The 19,643-nt window shown below is 70.3% G+C and carries 19 protein-coding genes; 8 read left to right on the top strand and 11 right to left on the bottom strand.

Features of this window, described 5'->3' with window-relative positions; all coding sequences use genetic code 11:
- Nucleotides 1-95: 95 nt before the first annotated feature.
- Genes OHT74_RS28815 through OHT74_RS28780 form a run of 8 tightly spaced genes read right to left on the bottom strand, consistent with a single transcriptional unit; the run spans nucleotide 96 to nucleotide 6,664 of the window.
- Nucleotides 96-443 (bottom strand): metal-sulfur cluster assembly factor, encoded by a 348-nt coding sequence (locus tag OHT74_RS28815; RefSeq protein ID WP_030292256.1) that lies wholly within the window; start codon nucleotides 441-443, stop codon nucleotides 96-98.
- On the bottom strand, nucleotides 440-904 hold the full coding sequence (gene sufU / locus OHT74_RS28810) for a Fe-S cluster assembly sulfur transfer protein SufU (protein ID WP_030858995.1): 465 nt from the start codon (nucleotides 902-904) through the stop codon (nucleotides 440-442). The genes OHT74_RS28815 and sufU overlap by 4 nt, the downstream gene beginning before the upstream one ends.
- A 22-nt stretch (nucleotides 905-926) precedes the next feature.
- Nucleotides 927-2,183 carry a cysteine desulfurase gene (locus tag OHT74_RS28805; RefSeq protein ID WP_266630408.1) on the bottom strand — a complete coding sequence of 419 codons (1,257 nt, stop codon included), beginning with the start codon at nucleotides 2,181-2,183 and terminating at the stop codon, nucleotides 927-929.
- Nucleotides 2,180-2,947, bottom strand: coding sequence for a Fe-S cluster assembly ATPase SufC (sufC, locus tag OHT74_RS28800; RefSeq protein ID WP_266668204.1), 768 nt, complete (start codon nucleotides 2,945-2,947; stop codon nucleotides 2,180-2,182). Before sufC ends, OHT74_RS28805 begins: the two co-directional genes overlap by 4 nt.
- A gap of 7 nt (nucleotides 2,948-2,954) precedes the next feature.
- Nucleotides 2,955-3,272, bottom strand: coding sequence for a bifunctional 3-phenylpropionate/cinnamic acid dioxygenase ferredoxin subunit (locus OHT74_RS28795; RefSeq protein WP_328621802.1), 318 nt, complete (start codon nucleotides 3,270-3,272; stop codon nucleotides 2,955-2,957).
- Nucleotides 3,272-4,450 (bottom strand): Fe-S cluster assembly protein SufD, encoded by a 1,179-nt coding sequence (gene sufD / locus OHT74_RS28790; RefSeq protein ID WP_328621801.1) that lies wholly within the window; start codon nucleotides 4,448-4,450, stop codon nucleotides 3,272-3,274. The genes OHT74_RS28795 and sufD overlap by 1 nt, the downstream gene beginning before the upstream one ends.
- A 58-nt stretch (nucleotides 4,451-4,508) precedes the next feature.
- On the bottom strand, nucleotides 4,509-5,924 hold the full coding sequence (gene sufB / locus OHT74_RS28785; RefSeq protein ID WP_266630401.1) for a Fe-S cluster assembly protein SufB: 1,416 nt from the start codon (nucleotides 5,922-5,924) through the stop codon (nucleotides 4,509-4,511).
- Nucleotides 5,921-6,664, bottom strand: coding sequence for a helix-turn-helix transcriptional regulator (locus tag OHT74_RS28780; RefSeq protein ID WP_266668200.1), 744 nt, complete (start codon nucleotides 6,662-6,664; stop codon nucleotides 5,921-5,923). Before OHT74_RS28780 ends, sufB begins: the two co-directional genes overlap by 4 nt.
- A gap of 228 nt (nucleotides 6,665-6,892) precedes the next feature.
- Between OHT74_RS28780 and OHT74_RS28775 the strand changes: the two genes are divergently transcribed.
- The 4 genes from OHT74_RS28775 to OHT74_RS28760 all read left to right on the top strand — a co-directional run bounded on the left by OHT74_RS28775 (nucleotide 6,893) and on the right by OHT74_RS28760 (nucleotide 10,825).
- The gene (locus OHT74_RS28775; RefSeq protein WP_266668198.1) at nucleotides 6,893-7,819 is read left to right on the top strand and encodes an ABC transporter ATP-binding protein; all 927 of its coding nucleotides are present in this window, start codon (nucleotides 6,893-6,895) and stop codon (nucleotides 7,817-7,819) included.
- The gene (locus OHT74_RS28770; protein WP_266668196.1) at nucleotides 7,816-8,598 is read left to right on the top strand and encodes an ABC transporter permease; all 783 of its coding nucleotides are present in this window, start codon (nucleotides 7,816-7,818) and stop codon (nucleotides 8,596-8,598) included. Before OHT74_RS28775 ends, OHT74_RS28770 begins: the two co-directional genes overlap by 4 nt.
- Before the next feature lie 84 nt (nucleotides 8,599-8,682).
- Nucleotides 8,683-9,831: a hypothetical protein gene (locus OHT74_RS28765; protein ID WP_266668194.1), complete on the top strand. Its 1,149-nt coding sequence runs from the start codon at nucleotides 8,683-8,685 to the stop codon at nucleotides 9,829-9,831.
- A gap of 4 nt (nucleotides 9,832-9,835) precedes the next feature.
- Nucleotides 9,836-10,825 carry a COX15/CtaA family protein gene (locus OHT74_RS28760; protein WP_328621800.1) on the top strand — a complete coding sequence of 330 codons (990 nt, stop codon included), beginning with the start codon at nucleotides 9,836-9,838 and terminating at the stop codon, nucleotides 10,823-10,825.
- Between the two features lie 71 nt (nucleotides 10,826-10,896).
- Here OHT74_RS28760 and OHT74_RS28755 read toward each other — a convergent pair whose 3' ends face one another.
- The 3 genes from OHT74_RS28755 to OHT74_RS28745 all read right to left on the bottom strand — a co-directional run bounded on the left by OHT74_RS28755 (nucleotide 10,897) and on the right by OHT74_RS28745 (nucleotide 13,505).
- Entirely contained in the window at nucleotides 10,897-12,024 is a 1,128-nt protein-coding gene (locus OHT74_RS28755) for an amidohydrolase family protein (protein WP_266668190.1), read from the bottom strand.
- Between the two features lie 149 nt (nucleotides 12,025-12,173).
- Nucleotides 12,174-12,518, bottom strand: coding sequence for a hypothetical protein (locus OHT74_RS28750; RefSeq protein ID WP_266668188.1), 345 nt, complete (start codon nucleotides 12,516-12,518; stop codon nucleotides 12,174-12,176).
- A 39-nt stretch (nucleotides 12,519-12,557) separates the two neighbouring features.
- On the bottom strand, nucleotides 12,558-13,505 hold the full coding sequence (locus OHT74_RS28745; RefSeq protein WP_266668187.1) for a heme o synthase: 948 nt from the start codon (nucleotides 13,503-13,505) through the stop codon (nucleotides 12,558-12,560).
- A 256-nt stretch (nucleotides 13,506-13,761) separates the two neighbouring features.
- On the opposite strand from OHT74_RS28745, the gene tkt reads away from it, so the two are divergent.
- Genes tkt through opcA form a run of 4 tightly spaced genes read left to right on the top strand, consistent with a single transcriptional unit; the run spans nucleotide 13,762 to nucleotide 19,589 of the window.
- Nucleotides 13,762-15,849 carry a transketolase gene (tkt, locus tag OHT74_RS28740; RefSeq protein ID WP_328621799.1) on the top strand — a complete coding sequence of 696 codons (2,088 nt, stop codon included), beginning with the start codon at nucleotides 13,762-13,764 and terminating at the stop codon, nucleotides 15,847-15,849.
- A gap of 34 nt (nucleotides 15,850-15,883) precedes the next feature.
- On the top strand, nucleotides 15,884-17,002 hold the full coding sequence (gene tal, locus OHT74_RS28735; RefSeq protein WP_266668183.1) for a transaldolase: 1,119 nt from the start codon (nucleotides 15,884-15,886) through the stop codon (nucleotides 17,000-17,002).
- Nucleotides 17,003-17,007: 5 nt separating this feature from the next.
- On the top strand, nucleotides 17,008-18,534 hold the full coding sequence (gene zwf / locus OHT74_RS28730) for a glucose-6-phosphate dehydrogenase (protein ID WP_399244429.1): 1,527 nt from the start codon (nucleotides 17,008-17,010) through the stop codon (nucleotides 18,532-18,534).
- On the top strand, nucleotides 18,531-19,589 hold the full coding sequence (opcA, locus tag OHT74_RS28725) for a glucose-6-phosphate dehydrogenase assembly protein OpcA (RefSeq protein WP_328621798.1): 1,059 nt from the start codon (nucleotides 18,531-18,533) through the stop codon (nucleotides 19,587-19,589). The genes zwf and opcA overlap by 4 nt, the downstream gene beginning before the upstream one ends.
- The last annotated feature ends 54 nt before the right edge of the window (nucleotides 19,590-19,643 follow it).

The following is a 19,643-nucleotide window of genomic DNA, read 5'->3' as shown; positions in this document are numbered from 1 at the left end:
CGCCGGACGAACACGCAGGGCCTCCCGGGAGCTCCCGGAAAACGCGAAGGGTCCCCGGCACGGAGTGCCGGGGACCCTTCGCGGAGCGAGGTCGCTCAGACGTTGAAGCCGAGCGCGCGCAGCTGCTCGCGGCCGTCGTCCGTGATCTTGTCCGGGCCCCACGGGGGCATCCAGACCCAGTTGATGCGGAGCTCGTTGACGATGCCGTCCGTCGCCGATTTCGCCTGGTCCTCGATGACGTCCGTCAGCGGGCAGGCCGCCGAGGTCAGCGTCATGTCGAGGGTCGCGATGTTCGCGTCGTCGATGTGGATGCCGTAGATCAGGCCCAGGTTAACGACGTCGATCCCCAGCTCGGGGTCGACCACGTCGTAGAGGGCCTCGCGGACCTCCTCCTCGGTGGCCGGCTTGATCGACGCCTCGGCGGGCGTCGCGTTCTCGGTCATGCCGTCTTCCTCTCCGCGCCGTCGCCCAGTGCCTGGGCGGTCGCGTCCTTCCAGGCCATCCAGCTCAGCAGAGCACACTTCACGCGAGCCGGGTACTTGGAGACGCCGACGAACGCGACTGCGTCCTCCAGCACCTCCTCCATGGCCTCGTCGGGCTCGATCTTGCCCTTCGACTGCATCATCTCCAGGAACACGCCCTGGATCTTCTGCGCCTCGGCCAGCTCCTTGCCGACGAGCAGCTCGTTCAGCACGGACGCGCTGGCCTGGCTGATGGAGCAGCCCTGGCCCTCGTACGAGACGTCGGTGAGCGTCTCGCCGTCGTACTTCACGCGCAGCGTGATCTCGTCGCCGCACGTCGGGTTGACGTGGTGCACCTCGGCGTCGCCGTCGCGCAGGCCACGCCCGTGCGGGTGCTTGTAGTGGTCCAGGATCAGTTCCTGGTACATCGAATCCAGCTTCACTGCGTCGTCCTCGTCGCCCTCGTCAGCCGAAGAAGTTCCGTACGTGCTCCAGCCCGTCGATCAGTGCATCGACGTCGGCCGGAGAGGAGTACAGGTAGAAAGACGCTCGCGTGGTCGCAGGAATTCCGTAGCGCAGGCAGACGGGGCGCGCGCAGTGGTGTCCCACGCGGACCGCGATGCCCTGCTCGTCCAGGACCTGACCGACATCGTGGGGGTGGATGTCACCGAGCGTGAAGGAGATCGCGGCGCCGCGGTCCTCGGCCGTGGTGGGGCCGATGATCCGCAGGTCGGGGACCTCCAAGAGGCGCTTCACCGCGTACTCGGTGATCGCGTGCTCGTGCGCGGCGATCTTGTCCATGCCGATCGCGGTCAGGTAGTCCACGGCCGCGCCGAGGCCGACGGCCTGGGCGATCGGGGGCGTACCGGCCTCGAACTTGTGGGGCGCCGGGGCGTACGTCGAGGCGTGCATCGACACGGTCTCGATCATCTCGCCGCCGCCGAGGAACGGAGGCAGGTCCTCCAGGAGCTCCTGGCGGCCCCAGAGCACGCCGATGCCGGTCGGGCCGCACATCTTGTGGCCGGTGAAGGCCACGAAGTCGGCACCGAGCGCCTGCACGTCCAGCGGCATGTGCGGAGCAGCCTGCGAGGCGTCGATCAGCACCAGCGCGCCGACCTCCTGCGCGCGCCGGACGATCGCGTCGACCGGGTTGATCGTGCCCATGATGTTGGAGACCAGCGTGAAGGAGACGATCTTCGTCTTCTCCGTGATGACCTCTTCGATGTTGGACAGGTCGAGCCGGCCGTCGTCGGTCAGGCCGAACCACTTCAGCTTCGCGCCGGTGCGCTGCGAGAGCAGCTGCCACGGGACGATGTTGGAGTGGTGCTCCATCTCCGTGATGGCGATCTCGGTCTCGCGGTCGACCCGGTAGGGCTCGTCCGCCCAGCCGAGCATGTTCGCGACCAGGTTGAGCGACTCCGAGGCGTTCTTGGTGAAGATCACCTCGTCGCGGCTCGGCGCGTTGATGAAGGCGGCGACCTTGTCGCGGGCGCCCTCGTACAGCGCCGTGGCCTCCTCGGCGAGCACGTGCACGCCACGGTGGACGTTGGCGTTGTGCTGCTCGTAGTACTCGTTCAGCGCGTCGAGCACCTGGCGCGGCTTCTGCGAGGTCGCAGCGTTGTCCAGGTAAACGATCTTCTTCCCGTCGTGGACCACACGATCCAGCAGGGGGAAGTCCTTGCGGATCGCCTCGATGTCGAGGAGGCCAGGCAGCTGTGTCACGCGGTCGCGCCACCCTTCGTGCTGTACGACTCGTAGCCTTCCGCCTCCAGCTTGTCGGCGAGCTCGGCGCCGCCGGACTCGACGATGCGGCCTTCGGAGAAGACGTGGACGAAGTCGGGCTTGATGTAGCGCAGGATGCGCGTGTAGTGGGTGATCAGCAGGGTGCCGACCTCACCGGTCTCGCGGACGCGGTTGACGCCCTCGGAGACCTGGCGCAGCGCGTCGACGTCGAGGCCGGAGTCGGTCTCGTCGAGGATCGCGATCTTCGGCTTGAGGAGCTCCAGCTGGAGGATCTCGTGGCGCTTCTTCTCACCGCCGGAGAAGCCCTCGTTGACGTTGCGCTCGGCGAAGGCCGGGTCCATCTGGAGCTGCTCCATCGCGGACTTGACCTCCTTCACCCAGGTACGCAGCTTCGGGGCCTCGCCGCGGATGGCGGTGGCCGAGGTGCGCAGGAAGTTGGAGACCGAGACGCCGGGGACCTCGACCGGGTACTGCATGGCGAGGAAGACGCCGGCGCGGGCGCGCTCGTCGACCGTCATCTCCAGGACGTCCTCGCCGTCGAGGGTCACGGTGCCACCGGTGATGGTGTACTTCGGGTGACCGGCGAGCGAGTACGCCAGGGTGGACTTGCCGGAGCCGTTCGGACCCATGATGGCGTGCGTCTCACCCTGCTTGACGGTGAGGTCGACGCCCTTGAGGATCTCGCGGGCGCCGTTCTCGGCCTCGACGGAGACGTGCAGGTCGTGGATTTCAAGCGTTGCCATGGATACCTCAGGACTCCTGGGTGAGGGAGACGAGCACGTCGTCCCCTTCGATCTTTACGGGGTAAACGGATACGGGGCGGGTCGCCGGCAGACCGGAGGGCTTGCCGGTGCGCAGGTCGAAGGAGGACCCGTGCAGCCAGCACTCGATCATGCAGTCCTCGACCTCGCCCTCCGAGAGCGAGACGTTCGCGTGCGAGCAGATGTCGTTGATCGCGAACACCTCCCCCTCGGTGGAGACGATGGACACCGGCGTGCCGTCGAGTTCCACCCGCTTCGGGGTGTTCTCCTCCAGCTCGCTCAGCGCACATGCCTTGACGTAGGTCATCAGACGGACGCCCCGAGCTCGGTCTCGATCTTGGCGAGGAGGCGCTCCTCGATGTCCGGGACACCGATCTGCTGGACGAGCTCGGCGAAGAAGCCGCGCACGACCAGGCGGCGGGCATCGTCGGCCGGGATGCCGCGGGCCTGCAGGTAGAAGAGCTGCTCGTCGTCGAAGCGGCCGGTCGCGGAGGCGTGGCCGGCGCCGACGATCTCGCCGGTCTCGATCTCCAGGTTCGGCACCGAGTCGACCCGCGCGCCGTCCGTGAGGACGAGGTTGCGGTTCATCTCGTAGGTGTCGGTGCCCTCGGCGCTCTTCTCGATGAGGACGTCACCGATCCAGACGGCGTGGGCGCCTTCGCCCTGCAGCGCACCCTTGTAGACCACGTGGGACTTGCAGTGCGGGGCGTCGTGCGTGACCAGGAGGCGGTGCTCCTGGTGCTGGTCGGCGTCCGTGAAGTACAGGCCCAGGAGCTCGGCCTCGCCGCCGGGGCCCGCGTAGCTGACCCGCGGGTGCAGGCGTACGACGTCGCCGCCGAAGGTGACCACGATCGACTTGAAGGTCGCATCGCGGCCGATCAGCGCGTTGTGCTGGGAGCAGTGGACGGCGGTGTCGTCCCAGTCCTGCACGGAGACGACGGTGAGCTTGGCGCCGTCGCCGACGAGGAAGTCGACGTTGGCGGCGCGCACGCCGTCACCGGTGTGGTCGATGACGATGACGGCCTCGGCGAAGGCCTGTACGTCGAAGACGGTGTGCCCGAAGGTCGTGCCGCCCTCGCCGTGCAGCGAGACGCGCACCGGCTCGGTCAGGACGGCCTCCTTGGGCACGGTGACGACCGTGGCCTTGGCGAAGGACGAGAACGCCTGGGCGGCGATCCGGTCCACCGGGGTGCCGGCCTTGCCGATGCGCGCGTCGCCGCGCTCCACCGACTCGACGGTGACGCCCTCGGGCGCGTCGATCTGGGCCTTCATGGTGCCGTTGGCGACCGCGGTGCCGTCGTGCAGACCGCGCAGACGCGCCAGCGGGGTGAACCGCCACTCCTCCTCGCGGCCGTGGGGGACGGGGAAGTCCGCCACGTCGAAGGACGGGGGTGCGCTCATCCGGGTGGCGACGGTGGACTCGGCGGCCACCGCGATCGCGCCGGCGGTGGTCGAACCCGCCGGAATGTTCTGAGCCTCAGCCATGGCTGTCGTGTTGCTCTCTCTCGTAAAGACTGGTGCGGGACGTAGGGGGCGGTCGGTGTTAACCGACCGAGCCCTCCATCTGCAGCTCGATCAGCCGGTTCAGCTCCAGTGCGTACTCCATGGGCAGCTCGCGCGCGATGGGCTCGACGAAGCCGCGCACGATCATGGCCATGGCCTCGAACTCCGTCAGACCGCGGCTCATCAGGTAGAAGAGCTGGTCGTCGGAGACCTTGGAGACGGTGGCCTCGTGGCCCATGGAGACGTCGTCCTCGCGGACGTCCACGTACGGGTACGTGTCCGAGCGGGAGATGGTGTCGACCAGGAGCGCGTCGCAGAGCACGTTCGACTTGGAGCCGTGGGCGCCCTCGCCGATCTCGACCAGGCCGCGGTACGAGGTGCGGCCGCCGCCTCGCGCCACCGACTTGGAGACGATGTTGGAGGAGGTGTTCGGCGCCATGTGGACCATCTTGGAGCCGGCGTCCTGGTGCTGGCCCTCGCCCGCGAAGGCGATGGACAGGGTCTCGCCCTTGGCGTGCTCGCCCATCAGGTAGACGGCCGGGTACTTCATGGTGACCTTGGAACCGATGTTGCCGTCGATCCACTCCATGGTCGCGCCCTCGTACGCCACGGCGCGCTTGGTGACCAGGTTGTAGACGTTGTTCGACCAGTTCTGGATGGTCGTGTAGCGGCAGCGGCCGCCCTTCTTCACGATGATCTCGACCACGGCGCTGTGCAGCGAGTCCGAGGAGTAGATCGGGGCGGTGCAGCCCTCGACGTAGTGGACGTACGCGTCCTCGTCGACGATGATCAGCGTCCGCTCGAACTGGCCCATGTTCTCCGTGTTGATACGGAAGTAGGCCTGGAGCGGGATGTCGACCTTGACGCCCTTGGGCACGTAGATGAACGAGCCGCCCGACCACACGGCGGTGTTCAGCGACGCGAACTTGTTGTCGCCGACCGGGATGACCGTGCCGAAGTACTCCTGGAAGAGCTCCGGGTGCTCCTTGAGCGCGGTGTCCGTGTCGAGGAAAATGACGCCCTGCTCCTCCAGGTCCTCGCGGATCTGGTGGTAGACGACCTCGGACTCGTACTGGGCCGCGACACCGGCGACGAGGCGCTGCTTCTCCGCCTCCGGGATGCCGAGCTTGTCGTACGTGTTCTTGATGTCCTCCGGCAGGTCCTCCCACGAAGCGGCCTGCTTCTCGGTCGAACGCACGAAGTACTTGATGTTGTTGAAGTCGATGCCGGAGAGGTCGGAGCCCCAGGTCGGCATGGGCTTCTTGCCGAAGAGCTTGAGGCCCTTGAGGCGGAGCTTCAGCATCCACTCCGGCTCGTTCTTCTTGGCCGAGATGTCGCGCACGACGTCCTCGGACAGACCCCGCTTGGCAGCGGCGCCGGCCGCGTCGGAGTCGGCCCAGCCATATTCGTAGGTGCCCAGGCCATCGAGCTCAGGGTGAGCAGTCTCCGTGGTCATGCGGGGTTCCTCCCGGCCGTACTTGCAGATGCTGATGTGTCGGTCTGTGCGGTGCCCGCGCCTCGTGGGATGAACGTGGTGCACACCCCGTCGCCGTGGGCGATCGTGGCGAGGCGCTGCACATGCGTCCCGAGCAGGCGGGAGAAGACCTCGGTCTCCGCCTCGCAGAGCTGCGGGAACTGCTCGGCGACATGGGCGACCGGGCAGTGGTGCTGGCAGAGCTGTTCACCGCTGTGCGGACCGGGAGCGCTCTTCGCCGTAGCAGCGTACCCGTCGGCGGTCAACGCCTTGGCAAGGGCCTCGGTGCGCTCCGCGGGGGCCGCGGCGTCCAGGCTTTCCCGGTAGGTCTCGGCCTGTGCTTCCATCCGCGCCCTGGCGAAGGCGGCGACGGCCGCCTCGCCCTGCTCGCCTCCGCCGGCGGCCTGCGCGATCCAGCGCATTGCGTCCGCGGCGAGCGAGTCGTAGGACTGGTCGAACGCATCGCGGCCGCAGTCGGTCAGCGCGAAGACCTTGGCGGGCCGGCCCCGGGTACGCGTGCCGTAGACGCGCTGCTCACGGGGCTCGACCACGTCGTCGGCGACGAGCGTGTCGAGGTGGCGGCGGACGGCGGCCTGGGTGAGGCCGAGACGCGCGGCGAGGTCGGCGACGGTGGACGGACCGTGGTCCAGGATGGAGCGCGCGACCCGGTTGCGGGTTGACCGCTCCCCGGTAGCGAGTTCCCCCTGGGGGGTCTCGATCATCCGTTCGCCGTATTTCACAACGCCATTGTTGCGTAATTAGTCGAGCTCCGACAAGCCGTGACCGACGCCACTCCTGGTGGCCTCCATCACTAAGGGTTACCTAATCTATCCACGGAGAGTGAGGCTGCACCCCCTGCCACCTGCACGGAACCGGCCTGCGGCCGCCCCGCGGCAGGCGGCCTCCCCCGCCGCCCGGGCCCCCTTCTCCGGCTCCGTAGACTCACCCGCATGAGCAATGACCCCGCCGTGGAGATCCGCGGACTGGTGAAGCGGTACGGACCCAGAACCGCGGTGGACGGCCTGGACCTCACCGTCCGCAAGGCCTCGGTCACCGCCGTCCTCGGTCCCAACGGCGCGGGCAAGACGACCACCGTGGAGACCTGCGAGGGCTACCGCCGCCCCGACGCCGGCACCGTCCGCGTCCTCGGCCTCGACCCGGTCGCCCAGGCCGAGGCGCTGCGCCCGCGGATCGGCGTGATGCTCCAGTCCGGCGGGGTCTACTCCGGCGCCCGCGCCGTCGAGATGCTGCGCCACATGGCCAAGCTGTACGCCGACCCGCTCGACGTGGACGTCCTGGTGGAGCGGCTCGGGCTGGGCGGCTGCGGCCGCACCGCCTACCGCCGCCTCTCCGGCGGCCAGCAGCAACGCCTGGCCCTCGCCATGGCCGTGGTCGGCCGGCCCGAGCTGGTCTTCCTGGACGAGCCGACCGCGGGTCTGGACCCGCAGGCCCGCCGCGCGACCTGGGAGCTCGTACGGGAACTGCGCGCCGACGGGGTCTGCGTCGTCCTCACCACCCACCACATGGACGAGGCCGAGCAGCTCGCGGACGAGGTCGCCATCGTCGACGCTGGCCGGGTCATCGCCCACGGCAGCCCCGAGCAGCTGTGCCGCGGCGGCGCCGAGAACACCCTGCGCTTCACCGGCCGGCCCGCCCTCGACCTCGGCTCGCTGCTGAAGGCGCTGCCCGACGGCACCGAGGCCGCCGAGCTCAGCGCGGGCGTCTACCGGGTCACCGGCGACGTGGACCCGCAGCTGCTGGCCACCGTCGCCTCCTGGTGCGCGCAGCACGGGGTGATGCCGAACAGCCTCTCGGTGGAGCGGCACACCCTCGAGGACGTCTTCCTGGAACTGACCGGTAAGGAGCTGCGCGCATGAGCGCCGGTACGTTCGCCCCCAATCCGGGGGCCGCGCCCGTGTCCCGCATGATCCTGGCGCAGACGGCGCTGGAGACGCGGATGCTGCTGCGCAACGGGGAGCAGCTGCTGCTGACCGTGATCATCCCGGCGCTGCTGCTGGTGCTGTTCTCCGCTGTCGACATCGTGACCGTGCCCGTTCAAGAGGGGGGCGCAGAGAAGTCGGTGGACTTCCTCGCGCCCGGCATCCTGGCGCTGGCCGTGATGTCCACCGCCTTCACCGGCCAGGCCATCGCCACCGGCTTCGACCGCCGCTACGGGGTGCTCAAGCGGCTCGGCGCCTCGCCGCTGCCGCGGTGGGCTCTGATGGCCTCGAAGACCCTGTCCGTGCTGGTCACCGAGGTGCTGCAGATCGCGCTGCTGACGGTGATCGCCTTCGCGCTGGGCTGGTCCCCGCACGGCAACCCCCTCGCGGTCGCCGCACTGGTCCTGCTCGGCACGGCCGCCTTCTCCGGGCTCGGGCTGCTGATGGCGGGCACCCTGAAGGCCGAGGCCACGCTGGCCGCCGCCAACCTGGTGTTCCTGCTGCTGCTGGTCGGCGGCGGGGTGATCGTGCCGATGGAGAAGTTCCCCGGCGCCGTGCAGTCCGTACTCGGCCTGCTGCCGATCTCGGCGCTGTCCGACGGGCTGCGTGAGGTGCTCCAGCACGGGGCCGCGCTGCCCTGGGGGGACGCGGCCGTGCTCGCCGCCTGGGCCGTGCTCGGGCTCGGCGCCGCCGCGAAGCTGTTCCGCTGGGAGTGAATCCCTGCCCCCGTACGTTGGCCTGGCAGGAGGATGGGCGCCGCCCCGCGGGGGCGGTGCACACCAGGACGCCGGGGGGCGGGCATGGCGCAGCGGGAAGACGTTCTACGGCTGGACGCTCAATGGGCACGGATCCGGTCGGGGGCCGCACGGGCGGCGCCCGCGGAGGCCGAGGCCCTGCTGACGGAGCTGATCGGCGCACTGCGCGGACCGGCGCGGACCGATCCGGAGTGCGCGGCGCGGCTCGGCCTTCGCCTCGGTGACCTGGCGGCCCGCCGGTTCGCCGGCGGCGACCGGGCCGGGGCCCTGGCGGCCGTCGAGGAGGGGCTGCGGTCCGCGCAGCAGGCCGCCGGGCACGCCCCGGAGTACGCCCGCTGGTACGCCCGGGGCCTGATCAACCAGGGGGTCTGGCTGTCCTGGCCGCTGAGCGACGGGGAGCGGCTGCCCCGCTACCCGCTCGGCCCGGCGGCCGAGACCGGCCCGAGCGCCATGGAGCGGGCGGCGGGCGAGCGGGCCCGGGACCTGACCCGGGCGGCGATCGAGGTCTGGGCGGGCCTGGACCAGCACGATCCGGTCAACCGGCGCGGCCTCGCGCAGGCCAAGGTGTTCCTCGGGGACCGTCTCGCGGAGCTGGGCTCCGCCGAGGAGGCGGTGGCGTGGGCGGTGGACGCGGAGGGCGGTTTCCGCCAACTGCTGCTCGCGGACCCCGGTTCGGAGGAGGCCCAGGAGGCGGAGGAGGCCCTCGACCACATCGGCCGCCAGCTGGAACTGCGCCTGCGCTTCCTGTCCTTCGACTCCGTGGTGAACCTGCGCGCGCGGGGCCTGCTGCCCGAACCCCTGCTGCCGCGGGCCGTGGTGGCGGCCAGGATCCACGGGGTGGCCGAACCCGAGATCGCGGCCCGGCTGCACCTCGGCGCCGAACAGGTGCGCACGATGCTGGAGGTCACGCCCTGGCGCGCGGTGTGGCGCTTCGAGGTGCGCGGTCCTGACGGGCTGTGGAACGTACAGGGACATCCTTGGCGCAGCGGGGCAGAAGTAAGAAACAGGACAGCCGACGACGTAGGCACCGAATTGGTGCACGGGTTCACGGGTTCCGCGGACTACCCCGGCGACGGCGCCCATTGGCGCGTACACGTCTGGTGGCACGAGGAAGGCGACCCCGCCGGGGCCCGGTTCCGGCTGGTCGTCGGGCCCGATGCAGCCACGGGCAGGCCGGCCGGGACCCCCTCGTGAAAGTTTGCACAAGGCTCCGCGTACGATAAGGCCCGTGTTGACCCCTCTCGCTTACATCGCAGGCCGCTGGACTCCGTCACCCCGGATCGTCCGGCAGGCCGCGTTCGCCGCGCTCGTCATGAGCGTGCTCATCGTCGTCACCGGCGGTGCGGTGCGGCTGACCGGATCCGGTCTCGGCTGCGACACCTGGCCCAAGTGCACCGACGACAGCCTGATCGTGACCCAGGCGCAGGGCTTCCACGGGGCCATCGAGTTCGGCAACCGCATGCTGACGTATGTGCTCAGCGCGGCCGTCGGCTGGTTCATCATCGCGGCCCGCTCGGCCAAGCCGTGGCGCCGTTCGCTGACGAGGCTCGGCTGGCTCCAGTTCTACATCGTGATGGGCAACGCGGTCCTCGGCGGCATCACCGTCCTGACGGGGCTCAACCCGTACAGCGTGGCCGGGCACTTCCTGCTCGCCACCTCGCTGATCACCGTCACGACGGTCACCTGGCAGCGCACCCGGGAGGGCGACGGCGCTCCCCGGCCGCGCGTGCCCGGTCCCGTGCGCAAGCTCTCGTGGGCGCTGATCGCGACCACGCTGGTGCTGATCGCCGCGGGCACGGTGGTCACCGGTTCCGGTCCGCACGCGGGCGACCGCAGCGAGATCAAGCGGATGCCGTTCGACTGGGCGGCCACCGCCCACGTCCACGCGATCTCCGCCTGGGTGGTGTGCGCGCTCGCCGTGGCCATGTGGCTGGTGCTGCGCGTGGTCGACGCTCCGGCCGACACCCGGGCGCGCGCCCGTGACCTGCTGATCGTGCTGCTCGCCCAGGGCGGCATCGGCTACGTCCAGTACTTCACCCACGTGCCCGAGGCCCTGGTCGCCGCCCACATGCTCGGCTCCTGCCTGGTGTGGATCGCCGTGGTCCGCATGGCGCTGAGCCTGCGGGAGCGGCCCGCGGCGCAGGCGGAGATCCCGGCTCAGGCCGACACGCAGCTCTCCTCCGTCTGAGCCACGGGGGCCGCCCGGGCGCCGGCCCGGGCGGACTCCCGGGCTCCCGGACGGACTCCCGGGCTCCCCCTTCACCCGCGCTCGTCCAGCCGGTAGACGCGCCGGGCATTGCCCGCCGCGATCATGGCCGCCACCCGCTCGGCGTCCCGCCAGGACCAGGCGCCCTCCACGACCCAGCCGCCCAGCACCCGGCCCAGCGCCTCCCGGAACACCAGGGCGCCCACCGCGTGCAGTTCGGGCAGCCGGCGCCCGCCGCTGGAGAACAGCAGCTTGCCGAAGGGGGCGAGCTCGAGCACCTCGGCCAGCACCCCCGCCGCCCGCGGCCCGCTCTGCCCGAGCGCCGCGCCGAGATCGGCGTGGACGTGCGGGAAGGCCGCCGCCAGCTGGGCGGCGTGCCGGTGGTACGGGTATCCGCCGAGCAGCACCAGCCGGGTCCCCAGCCCCGCGGTGGCCCGTACGAACTCCGTCAGCAGCGCCGGATCGGCCTGCTCCGGCCGCTGCCCCGGCTCCCCCGCGCCCGCCCCGGTGTGCAACTGGAGCGGCAGCCCGGTCGCCACCGCGCTCCACAGCAGGTGCCGCAGCAGAACGGGGTCCCGGACGGCCCCGCCCTTGGAGCGCCGGGCCAGCCACCGTCCGGCCGCCCCGCGCACCTCGCCCGGACCGGGCGGCTCGGGGGCGCGGCCGAGGACGGCGGGATACCCCGCGTCCGCACCGCAGGTGAAGGCCACGGCCCCCGCGGCGGCGTGGTGGACGGCCTCGGCGAGGTTGGCGAGGAAGGCGGGGACCGTGCCGGAGGTGTCGGCGACCTGCTCGGCCAGCAGCTCCAGCCGTACGACCTCGAAGGCGTCGGCGTCCCCCGCGAGCGCCAGCTCCTTGGGGCCGGTGAGGTCCCCGGGCACTCCGGTGTCGACCAGATAGGCGGCGACGCCGGAGCCGCGCAGCAGCCTGCGCCCGGATTCGACCACGCCGAGCTCGCGCCGCCGGGCCAGGTACCGGGCGGGGGCGCAGTGCGGCTCCAGCCCGAGCAGCGGCGGGCACCAGCGGCGCACCGCGAAACCGGTCTGGGTGTCGAAGAAGGTGGTCCCGGCGGCGGGCGGGCCGGCCGAGCGGATCAGCTGGGCCTCGAAGGTACCGAGGCCCAGTTCCGTGCGGAGCACTCCGTGGCAGTACTGGTCCACCAGGGGCGGCGTTTCGATCATCCGGGCATCCCGTTGCGGACGTGAGGAAGGGGCTTCCACACGTCCTAACGGGTGAGCGGGGTGTGAGGTGTTGCTCGCGCTGTTGACCGAGCGGCCACCGAAGGGGCGAAACCCCCGCCGGAGCACGACACCGTCAGGGCGTCAGGGCGTCAGGCCGCCGGGTTCGCCGCCCCGCCGAGCTGGATGCCGGCCATCCGCGACCACTCGTACGGGCCGGTCTTCACACGCGCGGCGAACTCGCCGTCGAACTCCTCGTGGACGGTCAGGCCGGCCTTCTCGGCGGCCAGCTGCGCCACCGCGTAGGTCGGGGCCACCAGGTCGCCCCAGCCGCCGTCCGTGCCGACGAGGACGATCCGGGTACCGGCCTGGCCCATGTGCGCGATCTGGCCCTCGGCGCCGCCGTGCTCCTTGGCGAACGCGCCGATCTGCTTGGCCAGCTTCGCGGCCTTCCGGTCCTGCTTCTTGTCTGCGGTGTCCGCGGTGGTGTCTGCCATGGACAGCATGCTACCGGCGGGTAATGATCGGAGGAAGCGTCAGCGGAGGAAGGGATCCACGGCCACGGCGACGAAGAGCAGCGACACGTACGTGATGGACCAGTGGAACAGGCGCATCTCCTTGAGCTTCGCGCCCGTCATGCCGGCCTTGGCCCGTGCGTGCAGCGCGTGCGCCTCCCACAGCCACCAGCCGCCCGCCGCCAGTGCGACCGCGGTGTAGAACCAGCCGGTGTACCCCAGCGGGGTCAGCAGCAGCGAGACCGCCACCATCACCCAGCTGTAGAGGACGATCTGACGCGCCACGGCCTGGTTGCCCGCCACGACCGGCAGCATCGGCACGCCGACGCGCGCGTAGTCCTCCTTCACCTTCATGGACAGCGGCCAGTAGTGCGGCGGCGTCCAGAAGAAGATGACGAGGAAGAGGATGACGGCGGCCCAGGAGACCTCGTTCTTGACGGCGGACCAGCCGATGAGCACCGGCATGCAGCCCGCGATGCCGCCCCAGACGATGTTCTGCGCGGTGCGCCGCTTCAGCAGCATCGTGTAGACGACGACGTAGAAGAGGAGCGCGCCGAGCGCGAGCGCCGCCGACAGCCAGTTGACGAGCAGCCCGAAGAACAGCGTGGAGACCACGCCGAGGGTGATGCCGAAGGCCAGGCACTCGCGCGGGCTGACCATGCCGGTCACCAGCGGCCGCTGCGAGGTCCGGTCCATCAGCGCGTCGATGTCGCGGTCGATGTACATGTTCAGCGCGTTGGCGCCGCCCGCGGACAAGTAGCCGCCGAAGCAGGTCGCGAGGACCAGCCACAGCGACGGCACGCCCTGCTCGGCAAGGAACATCACCGGCACTGTGGTGATCAGCAGAAGTTCGATGATCCGCGGCTTGGTCAAAGCCACGAAAGCCATGACGCGGGCCCCGAACGGCCGGTGACCGGGGCTCGTCCCGAGCACCCCCGCTGGACGGGATTCGACGGCCGTCACGCACACCCCTGACAGAGAAAACCAGGCAAGCTCCGGACATAAAGGTCCGCTGAAGGCTCGCACGTACCACGCCACTCTAGACGTTGCACTTACGTCGCCCTGCGCGGGGGTCGACTCGTGTTGGTCCGATCGGCCCGCTGACGTTGTGACGGACTGCGGGCACTCGAATAGCTGCATGCCGTCACGGGGGTAGGCTCGGAATCGCGCCGGTGCACCGTTCGTCACCGGGTAACAGACATGTGGAGAGGAGCCCTGACCCACGGTGAGCACCAAGCCGACGACCACAGAGCTCGACTGGACCGATCTCGACCAGCGGGCCGTCGACACCGCCCGCATCCTGGCCGCCGACGCGGTCCAGAAGGTCGGTAACGGCCACCCCGGTACGGCGATGAGCCTGGCCCCCGCCGCATACACCCTCTTCCAGAAGGTGATGCGGCACGACCCGGCCGATCCCGAGTGGGTCGGCCGCGACCGTTTCGTGCTTTCCGCAGGGCACTCGTCCCTCACTCTGTACACCCAGCTCTACCTGGGCGGCTTCGGCCTGGAGCTGACCGACCTCGAGGCCTTCCGCACCTGGGGTTCCAAGACCCCCGGCCACCCGGAGTACGGCCACACGGCCGGCGTCGAGACCACCACCGGCCCGCTCGGCCAGGGCATTGCCAACGCGGTGGGCATGGCCATGGCCGCCCGCTACGAGCGCGGCCTGTTCGACCCGGAGGCCCCCCAGGGCACCTCCCCGTTCGACCACATGGTCTACGCGATCGCGGGCGACGGCTGCCTCCAGGAGGGCATCTCCCACGAGGCGTCCGCCCTGGCCGGCCACCAGAAGCTCGGCAACCTGGTGCTGCTGTGGGACGACAACCACATCTCCATCGAGGGTGACACCGAGACGGCCGTCTCCGAGGACACCCTGGCGCGCTACGAGGCGTACGGCTGGCACGTCCAGCGCGTCGCGCAGCAGCCGAACGGCGACCTCGACCCGAAGGCGTTGTTCGAGGCCCTGGCCGCGGCCAAGGCCGAGACCGGGCGCCCCTCCTTCATCGCGATGCGCTCGATCATCGCCTGGCCGGCCCCGCACGCCCAGGGCACCGAGGCCTCGCACGGCTCGGCCCTCGGCAACGACGAGGTGGCCGCCACCAAGCGCGTCCTCGGCTTCGACCCGGAGAAGTCCTTCGACGTCTCCGACGAGGTCCTCGCGCACACCCGCAAGGTGCTGGACCGCGGCCGCGAGGCCAAGGCCGCCTGGGAGAAGGACTTCTCCGCCTGGCGCACCGCCAACGCGGAGCGCGCCGCCGAGTTCGACCGCATCAACGCCAACGAGCTGCCCGCGGGCTGGGAGGACAAGCTCCCCGTCTTCGAGACCGGCAAGGGCATCGCCACCCGCGCGGCCTCCGGCAAGGTGCTCGAGGCGCTCGGCGCGGTCATCCCGGAGCTGTGGGGCGGCTCGGCCGACCTGGCCGGCTCCAACAACACCACGATCGACAAGCACTCGTCCTTCCTCCCGAAGGGCAACCCGCTGCCGGAGGCCGACCCGTACGGCCGCACCGTCCACTTCGGCATCCGCGAGCACGCCATGGCCGCGACCATGAACGGCATCGCGCTGCACGGCCACACCCGTATCTACGGCGGCACCTTCCTGGTGTTCTCCGACTACATGCGCAACGCCGTGCGCCTGTCCGCGCTGATGCACGTGCCGGTGACGTACGTGTGGACGCACGACTCCATCGGCCTGGGCGAGGACGGCCCGACCCACCAGCCGGTCGAGCACCTCGCCTCGCTGCGCGCCATCCCGGGCCTGAACGTGGTCCGCCCGGCCGACGCGAACGAGACCGTCATCGCCTGGCGCGAGATCCTGCGCCGCCACACCAAGGTGTTCGGCAAGGGCGCCCCGCACGGTCTGGCGCTGACCCGTCAGGGCGTGCCGACGTACGAGCGCAACGAGGACGCCGCCAAGGGCGGGTACGTGCTCTTCGAGGCCGAGGGCGGGCAGGCGCAGGTCGTCCTCATCGGCACCGGCTCCGAGGTCCAGCTCGCCGTCGCCGCGCGCGAGGCGCTGCAGGCCGAGGGCATCCCGGCCCGCGTGGTCTCGATGCCGTCCGTCGAGTGGTTCGAGGAGCAGGACCAGGCGTACAAGGACAGCGTCCTGCCGGCTTCCGTCAAGGCGCGCGTCGCGGTCGAGGCCGGGATCGGCCTGACCTGGCACCGCTACGTCGGCGACGCAGGCCGGATCGTCTCGCTGGAGCACTTCGGTGCCTCCGCCGACGCCAAGGTGCTCTTCCGCGAGTTCGGCTTCACCCCCGAGGCCGTGGCCGCCGCCGCCAAGGACTCCATCGCCGCCGCCGCGCGCTGACGCCCGTACAAGACCAGTAGGAGATGCAATTCCCATGACAGACGCACTCAAGCGCCTCTCCGACGAGGGCGTGGCGATCTGGCTGGACGACCTGTCCCGCAAGCGGATCACGTCCGGCAACCTGGCCGAGCTCATCGACCAGTCGCACGTGGTCGGTGTGACCACCAACCCGTCGATCTTCCAGAAGGCGATCAGCAGCGGCGACGGCTACGAGCAGCAGCTCGCCGACCTCGCCGCCCGCAAGGTCACCGTCGACGAGGCCATCCGCATGATCACGACGGCGGACGTCCGCGACGCCGCCGACATCCTGCGCCCGGTCTTCGACCGCACCGACGGCCAGGACGGCCGGGTCTCCATCGAGGTCGACCCCCGGCTGGCCCACAACACCACGGCGACGATCGCCGAGGCCAAGCAGCTCGCCTGGCTGGTGGACCGCCCGAACACGCTGATCAAGATCCCGGCGACCAAGGCCGGCCTGCCGGCGATCACCGAGGTCATCGGCAAGGGCATCAGCGTCAACGTCACGCTGATCTTCTCGCTGGAGCGCTACCGCGAGGTCATGGACGCGTACCTGGCGGGTCTGGAGAAGGCCAAGGCCTCGGGCCTGGACCTCTCCCTGATCCACTCGGTCGCCTCCTTCTTCGTGTCCCGCGTGGACAGCGAGATCGACAAGCGCCTGGACGCCGTCGGCTCCGACGAGGCGAAGGCCCTGAAGGGCAAGGCGGCCCTCGCCAATGCCCGTCTGGCCTACGAGGCCTACGAGGAAGTGTTCTCCTCCGACCGCTGGAACGCCCTGGAGCGTGTCGGCGCCAACAAGCAGCGTCCGCTGTGGGCCTCGACGGGCGTCAAGGACCCGGCGTACAAGGACACCCTGTACGTGGACGACCTGGTCGCCCCGAACACGGTCAACACCATGCCGGAGGCCACCCTGGAGGCCACCGCCGACCACGGTCAGATCACGGGTGACACCGTGCGCGCCACGTACGACCAGGCCCGCGCCGAGCTCGATGCGGTCGCGAAGCTGGGCATCTCGTACGACGATGTGGTGCAGCTGCTCGAGGACGAGGGCGTCGAGAAGTTCGAGGCGTCCTGGAACGACCTGCTGAAGTCCACCGAGGCGGAGCTCGAGCGCCTCGCCCCCACGGAGGCCTGAGCACTTTGACTGTGAACGGAGCGAACCCGCTTCGTGACGCACAGGACCGGCGGCTCCCGCGCATCGCGGGGCCGTCCGGCCTGGTCATTTTCGGCGTTACGGGTGACCTGTCGCGCAAGAAGCTGATGCCGGCCATCTACGACCTGGCGAACCGGGGGCTGCTGCCGCCGGGCTTCTCGCTGATCGGTTTCGCCCGGCGCGAATGGGAGCACGAGGACTTCGCCCAGGAGGTGTACGAGGCCGTCAAGGAGCACTCGCGCACGCCCTTCCGGGAGGAGGTCTGGCAGCAGCTGGTGCAGGGCTGCCGGTTCGTGCAGGGCGACTTCGACGACGACGCGGCGTTCGAGACGCTGAAGTCGACGATCGACGAGCTCGACAAGGCGCAGGGTACGGGCGGCAACTTCGCCTTCTACCTGTCCGTGCCGCCGAAGTTCTTCCCGAAGGTCGTCCAGCAGCTCAAGAACCACGGGCTGGCGCAGAAGGAGGGCTCCTGGCGGCGTGCCGTCATCGAGAAGCCCTTCGGGCACGACCTGAAGAGCGCCGAGGAGCTCAACAAGGTCGTCCACGAGGTCTTCCCGCGGGACGAGGTCTTCCGGATCGACCACTACCTCGGCAAGGAGACCGTCCAGAACATCCTGGCGCTCCGCTTCGCCAACACGATGTTCGAGCCGATCTGGAACCGGTCGTACGTCGACCACGTGCAGATCACCATGGCCGAGGACATCGGCATCGGCGGCCGGGCCGGTTACTACGACGGTATCGGCGCGGCCCGTGACGTCATCCAGAACCACCTGCTCCAGCTGCTCGCGCTGACCGCGATGGAGGAGCCCGGCTCCTTCCACCCCAAGGCGCTGGTGGCGGAGAAGCTCAAGGTCCTCACGGCCGTCGAGCTCCCCGAGGACCTGGGCAAGCACACCGTGCGCGGCCAGTACTCGGCGGCGTGGCAGGGTGGCGAGAAGGTCGTCGGGTACCTCGAAGAGGACGGCATCGACCCCAAGTCGAAGACCGACACCTACGCGGCCATCCGCCTGGAGATCAACAACCGCCGCTGGGCGGGCGTCCCGTTCTACCTGCGGACCGGCAAGCGCCTGGGCCGCCGGGTGACCGAGATCGCGGTGGTCTTCAAGCGAGCTCCGTACCTGCCGTTCGAGTCGGGCGCGACCGAGGAGCTGGGGCAGAACGCCCTGGTCATCCGGGTCCAGCCGGACGAGGGCGTGACGGTGCGCTTCGGCTCCAAGGTTCCGGGCACCTCCATGGAGGTCCGGGACGTCACGATGGACTTCGCGTACGGCGAGTCCTTCACGGAGTCGAGCCCCGAGGCGTACGAGCGGCTGATCCTCGACGTCCTGCTGGGTGACGCGAACCTCTTCCCGCGCCACCAGGAGGTCGAGCTGTCCTGGAACATCCTCGACCCGATCGAGGAGTACTGGGACAAGCACGGCAAGCCCGCGCAGTACCCGGCGGGGACCTGGGGGCCGGTCGAGGCGGACGAGATGCTCGCACGAGACGGACGGAGCTGGCGCCGGCCATGAAGATCGACCTCACGGAGACCACCTCCAGCAAGATCAACGCCGCGTTGGTGCAGGCGCGCCGGGACATCGGCACGCCGGCCATCGGCATGGTCCTCACGCTGGTGATCGTGACCGACGAAGAGAACGCGTACGACGCGCTCAAGTCGGCGAACGACGCGTCCCACGAACACCCTTCGCGGATCGTCGTCGTCATCAAGCGGGTCAGCCGCTCGCCGCGCAGCCGCCGCGACGCCCGTCTCGACGCGGAAGTCCGCGTCGGGGCGGACTCGGGCACCGGCGAGACCGTGGTGCTCCGCCTTCACGGTGAACTGGTCCACCACGCCCAGTCGGTGGTTCTCCCGCTCCTGCTGCCGGACGCGCCCGTCGTGGTCTGGTGGCCGGACGGTGCCCCGTCGGACCTGGCGGGCGACCCGCTGGGTGCGCTCGGGCAGCGCCGGATCACGGACACGTACGCCTGCGAGAACCCGCTGCAGGCGCTCGGGGAGCGGGCTGCGGCCTATGCCCCGGGTGACACGGACCTGTCCTGGACCCGGATCACGCCGTGGCGGTCGATGCTGGCCGCCGCGCTGGACCAGCAGGCTCTGAAGGTCACCTCGGCGGCCGTCGAGGGCGAGGACGAGAACCCGAGCTGCGAGCTGCTGGCCATGTGGCTGGCGGACCGCCTCCAGGTGCCCGTCAAGCGGACCCGCTCGCAGGGCCCCGGCCTGACCTCGGTCCGGCTGGAGACCAAGGACGGCGACATCGTCCTGGACCGGGCCGACGGCTCGCTGGCCACGCTGTGCATGCCGGGGCAGCCCGACCGCGCGGTGGCGCTCAAGCGCCGCGACACGGCCGAGCTGCTGGCGGAGGAGCTGCGCCGGCTCGACCCGGACAACACCTACGAGGCCTCGCTGAAGTTCGGCGTGGCCAAACTGGCCGCCGAGGCCCCGGCATCGGCCCCGGCTCCGGCCAAGGCCAAGGCCGCGGCCTCGGACTCCCCCGAGACCGTGACCGGCCCGAAGGCCGACGCCGCGAAGCCGGCGGCCAAGCCCGCGAAGAAGGCCTCGGCCAAGTAGCCGTACCCACTGCGCGGGGCTCTCTCCCCGCCTCGCCCCCCGGTTTCGGGAAGG

Source organism: Streptomyces sp. NBC_00354, from assembly GCF_036106915.1.
Classification (GTDB): Bacteria; Actinomycetota; Actinomycetes; order Streptomycetales; family Streptomycetaceae; genus Streptomyces.
This window is presented reverse-complemented; position numbering and strand designations above follow the sequence as displayed.